Source organism: Dyadobacter sp. UC 10 (assembly GCF_008369915.1).
GTDB lineage: Bacteria > Bacteroidota > Bacteroidia > Cytophagales > Spirosomataceae > Dyadobacter.
This window is the reverse complement of sequence record NZ_VSRN01000001.1, coordinates 3,106,220-3,118,840: the sequence shown is the minus strand read 5'-3', so window position 1 is coordinate 3,118,840 and position 12,621 is coordinate 3,106,220. Positions and strand designations below refer to the sequence as shown.

Annotated in this window: 7 protein-coding genes; 2 read left to right on the top strand and 5 right to left on the bottom strand. The window is 48.0% G+C overall.

All coding sequences use genetic code 11. The annotated features are described in order from the left end of the window. Positions 1-10: 10 nt before the first annotated feature. From FXO21_RS12870 to FXO21_RS12850, 5 genes are all read right to left on the bottom strand, one after another. Entirely contained in the window at positions 11-1,795 is a 1,785-nt protein-coding gene (locus tag FXO21_RS12870; RefSeq protein ID WP_149640452.1) for a DUF885 family protein, read from the bottom strand. Between the two features lie 525 nt (positions 1,796-2,320). Then, on the bottom strand, positions 2,321-3,580 hold the full coding sequence (locus FXO21_RS12865) for an NAD(P)/FAD-dependent oxidoreductase (protein ID WP_149640451.1): 1,260 nt from the start codon (positions 3,578-3,580) through the stop codon (positions 2,321-2,323). A 117-nt stretch (positions 3,581-3,697) separates the two neighbouring features. Continuing rightward, entirely contained in the window at positions 3,698-4,699 is a 1,002-nt protein-coding gene (locus FXO21_RS12860; protein ID WP_149640450.1) for a 4-hydroxyproline epimerase, read from the bottom strand. A gap of 171 nt (positions 4,700-4,870) precedes the next feature. After that, the gene (locus tag FXO21_RS12855; RefSeq protein WP_225865671.1) at positions 4,871-6,352 is read right to left on the bottom strand and encodes an aldehyde dehydrogenase (NADP(+)); all 1,482 of its coding nucleotides are present in this window, start codon (positions 6,350-6,352) and stop codon (positions 4,871-4,873) included. Between the two features lie 47 nt (positions 6,353-6,399). Next, entirely contained in the window at positions 6,400-7,338 is a 939-nt protein-coding gene (locus FXO21_RS12850; protein ID WP_149640449.1) for a dihydrodipicolinate synthase family protein, read from the bottom strand. 360 nt (positions 7,339-7,698) lie between these two features. Here FXO21_RS12850 and FXO21_RS12845 point away from each other — a divergent pair, with 360 nt between their 5' ends. Both FXO21_RS12845 and FXO21_RS12840 read left to right on the top strand, forming a co-directional pair. Further along, a complete protein-coding gene (locus tag FXO21_RS12845) occupies positions 7,699-8,790 on the top strand; it encodes a Gfo/Idh/MocA family protein (RefSeq protein ID WP_149640448.1) in 1,092 nt (363 codons plus the stop codon). 579 nt (positions 8,791-9,369) lie between these two features. Then, positions 9,370-12,606 (top strand): SusC/RagA family TonB-linked outer membrane protein, encoded by a 3,237-nt coding sequence (locus tag FXO21_RS12840; protein WP_149640447.1) that lies wholly within the window; start codon positions 9,370-9,372, stop codon positions 12,604-12,606. Positions 12,607-12,621: the final 15 nt, after the last annotated feature.

Genomic DNA, 12,621 nt, shown 5'->3' with positions numbered 1-12,621 from the left:
AGCTACGATATTATTTGAAACTATAAAACTTCCACTGGGTTTTGAAGTCCCGCTTGATCGGCTGGTTAGTCAGCGTTGCCCTGACCATTTCGATCGGCATATTATTCTCCTTCATAATGGCATCGTGAAACTGCTGATAGGTCATTTTACCACTTTCGACGAGTTCATTTTTAAGACTCAGAATCTGCAAACCACCGATCAGATACGCGACCTGGTACAGCGGGCTGTAATTTCCCTGAAAAGAGCGGCGTACTTCGCCCTCGGCATTGGCCCGCTCGTGGCCTACCCTGTCAACCAGAAAATCAATACATTCCTGCGGCGTCCATTTGCCTAAATGATAGTTTAATGAGAAAGTTATCCGTGCGCAGCGGTGCATGCGCCAGAAAAGCATACCGATCCGCTCTTCGGGGGTTTTGGCAAAGCCTTTGTCATAAAGCAGCAACTCCCAATAAAGCGCCCAGCCTTCGGTCCAGAATGGGGTACCAAACTCGCGGCGGTAAGGCTTGTACCGGCTGCGCATATAATGCTGCAAATGGTGGCCGGGAACCAGCTCGTGGTGAACCGTGGCACGGGAGAAATAGGGATTGTTCCCTCTCATACTCATCAGCTTATCCTCCTGGTTCATGGTATTGGTAGGATAGGAAATGATAATATCCCTGCCTCCCAAAAAGAACGGATTGATCAGCTGGCGCTCGGGTGACATCATTTGCATTCCCCAGGTTTCGTCGGCAATTTCGGGGTATTCGTAAAGCTTATTTCTGGTGATAAATTCCTTCGCGTCGTTGTAAAGCTTCATGATCAGGGCAGGCTGTTCGCCTTCCGGCACAAAGCTGTTTTTCACTTTTTCCTGCGCCTTTTTCCAGTCATTTCCGAAACCCATTTCCTGTGAAGCTTTAAGCAGCTCCTTGTCGCACCAGGCGAATTCCTTATTGGCAAGCTCAATCAGTTCGTCCGGTGTATAACTGATCATTTCCACCCGTAATTGCCGGATCAGCTCGTCCCGACCGATCGGTACACCTTTGATCCCGCTTTTGTCTTCTTTTTGAGTGGTGTTAAGTTTGCCTTTCCCTTTTAAAACCTTCGCATAGGCATTAAGGGCGCTGTCGAGAGACTGATAAGGTTTGGGCACCCACCAGGTAAACATCGGATCGTAACCGTTATAAAATTCATACACACCTTTCAAACGTTCATCCAAACCTTTTAAAGCTTCTTCCGCGCGGTTTGCAAGCGGCATATCTATCTCTTCCAGCTTTTTGACAGACTCGGAAGATGCCTTTAATTCATTTAAAACATCATTCAAATCCGCTGCCACCTGCTGCCCTTTCAAAGTATTCCCTCTCCGTCGCTGCTTTTCCAGTGCGTAAATTTTTTCGGCGAAAGGAATGTATTTGGAGATCGAGTTATATTCTTTCTCTTCCTGCTCCAAACCCAGCAAATGGTCGTCGATATTTCTTTTCAGCAAGGTATAGTCGACTTTACCGTAAATGCTCATTGCATCAAAATCCATCTTAGCTAACTGCTCAAGATAATCTCTATCGACTTCTTTCAATCTTTTCCGCTGTTCCGGAGAGTTCAGCACATAAGAAGGAGCTGCGAAACCGCGTCCCCGCACCAGCATAGGTGAATAGAAAGAACGAACTGCCTGGATATCCTCGTTGTATCGCATGACCAGCCCGGCTGTTTCGCTGGTTTGCTCGTAGAGGTTGTATTTGGAATTTTGGCTTTGTGCGTGCGATCGTGCAGCTATCAGCAGAAACAGGAAGACACAAAGTCGCGAGAGGAAACGCTGCTGCATAGAATTGATATGTTTTAAGAGTTTAGTATTGAGTTCGGTTCCGCCACTGATCCGCCATCGTTGGTGTTGTCACCAACGAATGCACCAAAGCTACCGGCCCGGCTTCTCGCCTGATGTCGGCGACAACACCGACATGGGCAGTCACCAGCATCGGCGATCACCAGCATCGGCAATCAGTTCCGCCATCGTTGGTGTTGTCACCAACGAATGCACCAAAGCTACCGGCCTGGCTTCTCGCCTGATGTCGGTGACAACACCGACATGGGCAGTCACCAACATTGGCGATCACCAACATCGGCAATCAGTTCCGCCATCGTTGGTGTTGTCACCAACGAATGCACCAAAGCTACCGGCCTGGCTTCTCGCCTGATGTCGGTGACAACACCGACATGGGCAGTCACCAACATTGGCGATCACCAACATCGGCAATCAGTTCCGCCATCGTTGGTGTTGTCACCAACGAATGCACCAAAGCTACCGGCCTGGCTTCTCGCCTGATGTCGGTGACAACACCGACATGGGCAATCAGTTATATCTCTCCGGATCGTACAAAACGGTATTCAAAGAGGTAGCATTTCGATTCGCCAGCTCGGCTACAACCTTCCCGGTTGCCGGACCAAGACTGATCCCCATCATTCCGTGACCACCCGCTACGATCAGGTTTTTAAGCTTTTTGCTATATCCAAGGTAAGGCAAACCGTCGGGCGAGCACGGGCGGAAACCATACCAGATGTTTTCCCTGGGCGGAATAGCCACATTCAATTCCGGGTAATATTGCGGGATCGCGTTCACAATTCCTTCTACCCGGTTCATATTAATCTTGTCGTTGACTGCTGCAAGTTCCATCGTTCCTCCGAAGCGAACCTGTCCGTTCATCGGCGTCACCGCCACGCGGGCCTCTATCAGCAATGCAGGATGCACGATCGGATGGATTGTATTAGGCTGCATGAATGAATACCCCTTCCCCGGCATCACCGGAATCGAGAGTCCGGCCAGCTTCGCGAGCTGCGGCAGCCAGGTACCGCCCGTCATCACAACAATATCCGATTCGTATTTACCCTGCAAAGTATTGACGGCTTTCACTTCACCGTTTGCAATCTCATAACCAGTCACCTCTGCATTTGAGACAACCCTCGCCCCTTTTTCCCTGATATTCTTCAAAAGCTGGTTAAACAGCGCAGTCGGGTACAGATGTGCGTCGCAATGGTAATGTACCGCCCCGGCCACATCCAGTTTTAACCCAGGCTCAATGGCTTGTACCTGCTCTCTGGAGAGCATTTCCACGTCAAGCTCCAGCTTCTGCGCATCTTTCCCTACATGGATTTCCTCTTCTCCTGCTTTTTCGGATTTATAAAGCATGAGAATACCCTTTTTTTCAAGACCAAAATTCAGCCCTTCTTCTGCGGCAATATCCTCATACAATTGCTTACTGAGTAAATGGTAGTCCCTCAAAAAGGGCGCGGCACGTTCTACATTGGCGGGCGTCGCGGCTTTCATGAATTTCAGTCCCCATGAAATCAGCGAAAAATCGAGAGAAGGTTTTACATAAAACGGGCTGCGGCTATCGAACATCCACTTGATTCCTTTCGCCACCATTCCGGGTGCTGCCAGCGGGATAAAGTGGCTCGGAACGATCATACCTGCATTGCCGTGAGAACAATTATCGCTCAGATCGCCCTTATCCAGCAACGTCACTTCCCACCCGCTTTTCAGCAGATAATAAGCCGAAGCCAATCCCATAATGCCACCGCCAATGATCAACGCGGTTCCTTTGCTATTTGTCATTTGCTATTAGCTGTTAGCGATTAGCTTTTAGCTTTGGTTTATGAATTAATAGACTTGTTTAAAATGAATCCAACAGCCTAACAGCCAATAGCCAAAGGCTAAAAGCTAAAAGCTTCATCAAATAACCTGAAACCCATACGCGTACGGGTCTTCTTCGTCATCGATGAAAATATTGTTGTAACCTGTCACTACGGCCCAGCCTTCGATTCCCGGGATGATAGCTGGTTTGTCGCCTATTGTCACTTCGTCCTCAACGGTTCCGATGAATTTAGAGCCGATGATGCTTTCGTGAATGAATTTATCTCCTTTTTTGAGCTTTCCTTTGGCGTGCCACTGGGCCATCCTGGCGGAGGTACCTGTGCCGCATGGAGAACGGTCGATTGCTTTGTCTCCATAAAATACCGCATTTCTGGCAGTAGATGTTGAGTCAATTACTGCACCAGACCAAAGTATGTGGCTCAGGCCGTTGATGTGCTCGCTTTCAGGATGAACAAATTTGTATTGTTCATTCAGGCGCTTGCGCAGTACGCGTGACCAGCTGATCAGTTGATCGGCAGTATAGTTTTCAAGTCCGCTGAAATTTTCCTGTGGATCGACGATCGCATAAAAGTTGCCTCCGTAAGAAACATCCACAGTCAATGTACCCAGATCCGGGCACTCAACCGTCAGGTTTTCAGCTGCCAAAAAAGATTTAATATTAACCAGCTTGACAGAAGTTACCCTTTTGCCCTCTTGCTTATATTCGACCAAAACCAGCCCCGCAGGCGTTTCCAGGCGTAGCTTCCCTGGTACTTTCGGGGTTACCAAACCTTCCTGGATCGCGATAGTAACGGTACCGATCGTCCCGTGTCCGCACATCGGCAGACAGCCACTGGTTTCAATATATAACACACCAATATCATTCGCTGGATCAACAGGCGGGTACAGAATGCTCCCGCTCATCATATCGTGGCCACGCGGTTCGAACATCAGTCCCTTTCGGATCCAGTCAAATTCTTGCAGGAAATGAAGCCTGCGCTCCATCATGCTATTACCTTCCAGCAAAGGACCTCCCCCAGCCACCACCCGAACCGGGTTTCCACAAGTGTGGGCATCGATACAAAAAAAAGTTTTACGCATTTTTTGGCTGTTAGCTTTTAGCCGTTAGCTATTGGCTATTCGTAATTATGTTTTGTCTTGAAAATCGGCGATTGACAACTAAGAAACCTTCCTCCATCCACCCAAAAGCCAAAGGATAAAAGCAAAAAGCTAACAGCTAACAGCTAATAGCTAATAGCAAAAAGCCAATAGCTAATACCCAACAGCCCCATTACCCACCTCATTATCCACCGTTCTCCAAATCCCCAGCGGATTGGCATTCTGCAGTTCTTCCGGCAAAAATTCGTCGGGCCAGTTCTGGAAACTGAGTGGGCGGGTGAAGCGTTTGATTGCGTCGGGGCCTACTGAGGTGTATTGCGCGTTGCTCGAAGATGGGAAGGGGCCGCCATGGTGCATTGATTTGCAAACTTCCACGCCAGTAGGGAAATTATTGAAAATGATCCTTCCGCATTTGTTCTGTATCAATGCAACCAGCTCTGCATTTGCTGCCAGGTCGTCGCCAGTTGCCAGCAATGTAGCAGTCAGCTGGCCGTGCAGTTTTTCGGTTACTGCAAACACTTCGTTCGCATCTTTACATTTCACAATCAACGCAAACGGACCGAAAACTTCGGTCTGAAGATCGTCGTTGATCAGAAAATCTACGCCTGAAACAGTGGCTACCGTGGCAGCGCCCTGTCCCTCCGCAGCCTCTGTCGTCGCGGCAGACAATACCTGTACGCCAGCCAATCCGATTACCTTCTCGCGATTGCTTGTATAGCCTTTCGCGATACCCGCATTCAGCATGGGTGCAGGCAATGCTTTTAATATATCTTCATTTAAACTCTCGGTAAACTGATCAAGTCCTGCTCCCTGCTCCGCGATCACTAAGCCGGGATTGGTACAAAACTGTCCCACGCCTAATGTCAGGGAGCCTGCGTATTGTTTGGCCAGTTCCGCTGCGGCAGTCTGCAATTTCCCCGAGAACAGAAAAACCGGATTAATACTGCCCATTTCAGCAAAAACAGGAATAGGCTCGGGACGTTTGTTGGCGATTTCCACCAAAGCCAATCCACCCCGGTTTGAACCCGTAAAACCGACCGCCTTGATCACAGGATGACTGATCAGCGCCTGCGCCTCCTCGTTGGTTTCACAAAAGACATGCGAGAAAGTACCTGCTGGAAATCCGCTCTTCTCCACACCACGACTGATCGCGTCGGCCATGATCTGGGACGTTTTGGGATGTCCCGGGTGTGCCTTTACGACAACCGGGCAACCTGCTGCGATCGCACTGGCGGTATCTCCGCCGGCAGTCGAAAATGCAAAAGGAAAATTACTCGCGCCGAAAACGGCTACCGGGCCCAATGCAACATTGGTTTTACGAATATCCGGTTTTGGCGGTGTCCTGTCGGGATTGGCTGTATCGATACTCGCATCCAGGCTGTAACCCTTTTCCACTGCATCGGCATAGCTTCTCCACTGAAAAATGGTTCGTCCCTTTTCGCCGGTAAGCCGGGCTTCGGGCAGGTTGGATTCTGCGCGGGCAGTTTCTATCAGTTCCGGTCCGAGGGCTTCGATCTCATTGGCAATGGTACGCATCAGTGCAACCCGTTTTGAAACAGGATAAGTATTGATGGTTACAAATGCGTTCTGCACGTTTTGCAGCAGGGTATCCAGTTCTCCTTTTGAAATGTTCATTGTCAATATCGGTCAAGATGATTTGGCTGTAAATCCGGTTTCAGCTTTTACGCAACTGAAACATCGGCAGTCAAATTTAGGTAATCCGGCAATACGGGCTGCGTTTCGATCGCTTTATCGATAATCGCGAGTACCCTTTCTCTTTCGGCACCTTTCAATACCAACCGCGGAGCGCGCACATATTCTGAACCGATTCCCGCCCTTTCTGCAGCGAGTTTGATATTCTGAACCAGCTTTGGATGAATATCGAGTTCCAGAAGCGGCAGGTACCAGCGGTAGATCGCCAGCGCTTCCTTATAATTTCCGGCCTTTACCAGATTAAAAATCGCAACAGTTTCTTTTGGGAAAGCATCAACCAATCCGCCCACAACCCCGTCAGCACCAAGCATGACCTCTTCCATGATCAGCGTATCGACACCACAGAAAATGCGGAAACGGTCGCCAAATCGGTTGAACAAACGGGTAACATTGCTGACATCTCTGGTCGATTCCTTGATCGCAACGATATTGGGCACTTTGGCAAGTTCTTCGAACATTTCAAGCGTTACCTCGATCTTGTAATCCACGGGATTGTTGTAAACCATCATCGGCAGGCTGGTACTTTGTGCGATCGTGGTGAAGTAAGCCACAGTCTCATCATCGTCGGCTTTGTAACGCATCGGAGGCAGTACCATTAATCCGTCCGCACCCGCTGATTCCGCTTCTTTGGCAAAGCTAACTGCTTCTGCGGTCGACTGTTCTGCAATACACAAAACGATCGGCATTCCCTCAGGAGCCACTTTTTTAGCATATTTTACCAGTTCCATTTTTTCAGCTCTGGTCAGCGTGCTGGCTTCTCCCAGCGAACCCGACACGATGGCACCTGTAATGCCCGCTTCTATCTGAACTTCGAGATTTTTACCAAAAAGGTCAAAATCAATGGTGTCATCTGCTTTGAAAGGAGTTACCAGCGCAGGGAAAATGCCATACCAGGATTCTTTGTTCATATCTTTAACAAGGTTGAAATTCGAACGATTAATTTATTCAAAGGTACAGGAACAGCATGACTAGACTTTGGCATCTTTTAGTAAATTATTTACCGATTTTAACCTAGATGAAATAAGACCGCCCGCTTTTCCTGCAAATGCTATCAACGCACGCAGCAAACGTTATCGCAGGATCACACAGTAATCCTTTGGATAAATGAAACAGGTATCCAGGCGGGATTTTCTTGTACTGATAAACACCGGTCCGGCAAAAACAGATTTTAATAGCTATTTTTGGCACAGAATCCAGGTATACGTTGTTGACCTGATGTACTATTTCTATATTCCTTCTAACCCGAAGACTTAACATTACTATTTACTATGTCATCTTTTGAAAACAAGAACCCAATCCGCGTACTCGTTGTCGGTTGCGGAAATATGGGCGCCTCGCATGCATTTGCTTATCAGCTGCTGGACGGATTCGAGATCTGCGGTATAGTTTCGACCGGAAAAAGCAAAGAAGTATTGAATGAAAAGCTGGGCGGCGGTTACAGCCTTTTCAGCGATTACGAAGCGGCACTTGCGGAAACAAAACCCGATGCCGTTTGTATCTCGACCTACCCGGATACCCACGAGGATTTTGCGATCAAAGCACTCCATGCCGGAGCGCACGTATTTATCGAAAAACCACTTGCAGATAGCGTTGACGGTGCAAAGCGGGTTGTGGAAGCAGCCAAAGCTGCCGGTAAAAAAGTAGTAGTAGGTTACATTCTCCGCGTACACCCGTCATGGGAACGGTTTGTGACCGAGGCTCAGAACCTGGGCAAGCCACTGGTGATGCGCATGAACCTGAACCAGCAAAGCCACGGCTATATGTGGGGCGTACACCGCAACCTGATGAAAAGCCTGAGCCCGATCGTGGATTGCGGCGTACATTATATTGATGTAATGTGCCAGATGACACGCTCCACCCCGCTACGCGTGAATGCGATTGGCGCGAGAATGACGGAAGATATTCCGGCTGGAAACTACAATTACGGTCAGCTTCAGATCTGGTTTGAAGATGGTTCCGTGGGCTGGTATGAAGCTGGCTGGGGACCGATGATCAGCGAAACTGCATTTTTCGTAAAAGATGTGATTGGCCCAAAGGGTTCGGCTTCTATTGTGGCCAAGGATGCAGGAGGAAGCGGAAAGTCGTCTTCTGTGGAGGCGCATACCAAAACAGAATCGATCCGCATTCACCATGCAGAGCTGAACGATAAGGATGAATTCGCAAAAGAAGATACCTGGATTAACCTGGAAGACGAGCCTGATCACCAGGAGCTCTGCAACCGCGAGCAACGCTATTTCCTGAAAGCTATTACGGAAGATTTGGATCTGACTGATCATCTGGAAGACGCTGTAAGAAGCTTGCAAATCGCATTTGCATGCGATGAATCGGTACGGACAGGACGCACGGTAGACCTGGTATAATCACTTTCGGCTAAGCGCAGTCAAGGAAAATCCGAGCACTTTCATGAAGACCGGATTACATTTAAAAGGCCACTTCGCTCATGTAGCGAAGTGGCCTTTTTCTGCTTATCGGTCACATAAATGACTGAAAGAAAGCATATTGGCGCAATCAGCAGACTAGAATTATGCAAACGTTTGCACAAATATTTATGTTTTAAAAGCCTCTTTTCTAGGAAGTTTATTCTGAAATATTATAATATTGCAACGCATTTTTAAGACTTTATAAAAATACCCTTCTGGCACCACAAACTCTCGGAACGACTAAGCGGAAGATTTTTAGTATCCCATCGTTCACCATCCTCAGTAAATACAAGTACGGTACCGCGTAACATCAATGGTCCAGGCGCGGCAGTCAATTAATCAGAACAGATTTAAAGTTAATGGCTTTATAAACCTTTCCTCAAAAAATATAACAAAATGAATATTACATATGACTATTATTTCAACATTATCTTCTGTTAACCTAACCAGCCCTGTATGATTAAAGCTGAATGCAAACTACTAGCACTTACTTATGACGAACGTTTAACTAACCTTTAAATGAAAAATACCGATACAAACCAATGGATGCTCCGTATGCGGGGCTTTCGAAATTCATTAGTACTCCTGCCCGCGCTTTCATGTTCTGTGGCAGCCTTTGCAGGAGTAGCTGCTGACGCCGGGGCGTCTACGATGATCAGAATTGATAAAACCATCAAAGGAAAGATAACCGATAAAGAAAATGGCGAAGGTCTTCCAGGTGTGAACGTAGTGGTAAAAGGTACCAGCACGGGTACCACAACCGACGGAACCGGAAACTTCACCCTTCAGGTGCCTGATAATGGCGGTACGCTGGTCTTCAGCTTTGTAGGATATGTTGGTCAGGAAGTCGAGATAGGCAACCGCACAACCATCGACCTGGCGATGGAATCAGATTCAAAAGCTTTGAGCGAGGTAGTCGTGATCGGGTACGGTACCGCCAAGAAGTCTGATTTGACGGGCTCTGTGGGTTCCGTTAAAGAAGAGCAGCTGAAAGAAAGACCTGCTCCTTCATTGAACCAGGCTTTACAGGGGAAGATCTCCGGTGTACAGGTGAATGTTAACTCGGGTCGCCCAGGTGGTCGTTCCAATGTCCGTATCCGGGGTTTCAGCTCTATTAACTCTTCCAACAACCCATTATATGTGGTGGATGGAGTAATGCTGCCGCAAGGTAACCAGAATCAGCAAAGCCAGGCGATCGACTTCATTAACCCGAATGACATCGTATCTGTTGAGGTTCTTAAGGATGCATCTTCTACCGCGATTTATGGAGCGAGAGGTGCAAACGGGGTTATTATGATCACCACCAGAAAAGGTAAGTCCGGCGAAGGTGTTATCACTTACGGCCTGGATCTGAGTGTGCCTACTAACGGGCCAAAAAGAGCGAAGGTACTGAACGCCAGAGAATACATGGCGGTTGAAGACCTGTCCTACAAAAACATGGAGAAGTTTGACCCGGCAGGTTGGGCGGCAGGAAAATACAAAACGCACAATCCGAAAGTACGCCGTGCACAGCTGCACGCGGCTCACCCGGACATTTTCCAAATGAGCGCGGATAGTATTTTTACCCCTAATTATGATACTGACTGGTTCGAGGAAGCGACACAACACCGTGTTTCTCAAAACCACCAGCTTGGTTTCAGCGGCGGTAACAATAAAACTACCTACTCCCTGTCGCTTAACTACCGCGACGACCAGGGCCTTATCAAAACTTCTTACCTGAAACGTTATGCAACCCGTTTCAGCATTGATGACCAGGTTAAAAAATGGTTACGTATCGGTGGTACTTTGAGCTACAACAACCAGGCCGAAAACCTTGTCGATATCAACGATGCAGTTCCCCGCCAGATGGTAGAGGATTTTCCTTTCCTTCCTGTGAAATATCCTGACGGAACCTATGCCAACAACCGTGACTATCCCGGTGCAGAAGGCGCTTTTAGCTCAGTACACCGTTTATACGGACGTAAATTCAACCTCAATACCCAGACTACGCTCGGTAGCCTTTATGGAAACGTGACTCTGGCAAAAGGCCTTGAATTCCGCTCTGTACTCGGTATTAATATCATTGGGCAGGAAGTGAACCAGTCTCAAACCCGCTCATTGACTCCCAACGAGCTTGGAACAGCCAGAAAAGAAACAAGAAAAGAGACTTTCTGGTCGTGGGAAAATTTGCTTACTTATAACAAAACGTTTGGAATACATTCCCTTAACGTACTTGCCGGTATTTCATGGCAGGAAACTAACGTCGCAACTACAGGCGTAGGAGCGCAAAATTTCTCGACTGACTACTTTGGCTTTGATAACATCGGGGCAGGTTCTACACTACCATCGAACAGCCCTTACGTTTCAGGTGCGCAACGTTTTGCATTTAACTCTTATTTCGGTCGTGTGAATTATACCTTGCTGGAAAAATATCTTTTCACAGTAACAGGTCGTGCTGATGGTTCTTCCAAGTTCGGGGATAACCACAAATTCGCATTCTTCCCCTCGGCTGCATTTGCATGGAAAGTATCTGACGAAGAATTCCTGAAAGGCAATACATTGATTTCCAGTCTGAAACTGCGTACTAGCTATGGTCTGACAGGTAACTCTGAAATTCCTCCATACTCCTCGCTGCCATTGCTGAGATCCAACTATGCCACTGTTTACAGCGACACACGTATCAGCGGAACGGGTATCAACAGGTTGGCTAACAAAGATTTGAGATGGGAAAAAACCGCGCAAACTGACGCTGGTCTGGAAATCAGCTTCCTGAAAGGAAGAATCTCGTTTGAAGCTGACTACTACTACCGCAAAACAACCGATATGCTTCTGGATGCACCCGTTCCACGTACAAGTGGTTACGCTACGATCAGAAAGAACATCGGCTCGATGGAGAACAAAGGATTTGAGTTTGCTTTGAATACAGTGAACATTGAGAACGCAAACTTCTCATGGAACACCAACTTCAATATCTCTTTCAACAGAAACAAAGTATTGTCGCTGGCAACACCATCGGATATTTTCGGAGTGGGCGGTCCTTCTATTACCAACCAAACCAGCATTATCCGTATCGGAGAGCCTGTGGGCGCATTCTGGGGACTCAAACGCCTTGGAACATGGAGCGAAGCTGAAAGAGATGAGGCTGCGAAATTCACCAGCTACCGTGCAAACCTGAAAATGCTTCCTGGCGACGTGAAGTACCTGGACGTGAATGGTGACAATGCGATCACCGACGCAGACCGTATGATCATCGGGAACGGTAGCCCAAAAGGCTGGGGAACACTTTCGAACTCGGTTCGTTTCGGAAACTTCGATATGACGCTGGACCTGCAATTCTCGTACGGGAACGACCTGATGGACATGAACCTGCACGCCAGCGAAGACCGTCAATCGCTTGCTAACAGTTATGCAACTGTATTGGACGCATGGACGCCGGAAAATCAGAATACAATGGTGGCCCAGATCCGTGATACCAAAGCAGGTTATGTTACAAACGTAGATACCCGCTGGATCTTCGACGGTTCATTCCTGCGTGGCCGCAACCTGTTGTTCGGTTACAACTTCCCGTCTGAAATCGCCAGCAAGATGAAGATGAGCAGACTGAGAGTATACGTTTCGGCTCAGAACTTCTTCCTGCTAAGCAAATACCCGCATGGTGACCCTGAGCAGACACCTATCCGCGGAGGCGATGCCGACAACGTATTTTCGCAAGGTATGATCTGGCACAGCTATCCTCGGCCAACCACTTACATGGGCGGTATACAGGTATCATTCTAACAACCGGATTATTGG

Excerpts from the sequence above, each read along its gene's own strand:
- FXO21_RS12865 (WP_149640451.1), bottom strand. The coding sequence starts at position 3,580 with ATGACAAATAGCAAAGGAACCGCGTTGATCATTGGCGGTGGCATTATG.
- FXO21_RS12855 (WP_225865671.1), bottom strand. The coding sequence starts at position 6,352 with ATGAACATTTCAAAAGGAGAACTGGATACCCTGCTGCAAAACGTGCAG.
- FXO21_RS12850 (WP_149640449.1), bottom strand. The coding sequence starts at position 7,338 with ATGAACAAAGAATCCTGGTATGGCATTTTCCCTGCGCTGGTAACTCCT.
- FXO21_RS12840 (WP_149640447.1), top strand. The coding sequence starts at position 9,370 with ATGAAAAATACCGATACAAACCAATGGATGCTCCGTATGCGGGGCTTT.
- FXO21_RS12860 (WP_149640450.1), bottom strand. The coding sequence starts at position 4,699 with ATGCGTAAAACTTTTTTTTGTATCGATGCCCACACTTGTGGAAACCCG.
- FXO21_RS12870 (WP_149640452.1), bottom strand. The coding sequence starts at position 1,795 with ATGCAGCAGCGTTTCCTCTCGCGACTTTGTGTCTTCCTGTTTCTGCTG.
- FXO21_RS12845 (WP_149640448.1), top strand. The coding sequence starts at position 7,699 with ATGTCATCTTTTGAAAACAAGAACCCAATCCGCGTACTCGTTGTCGGT.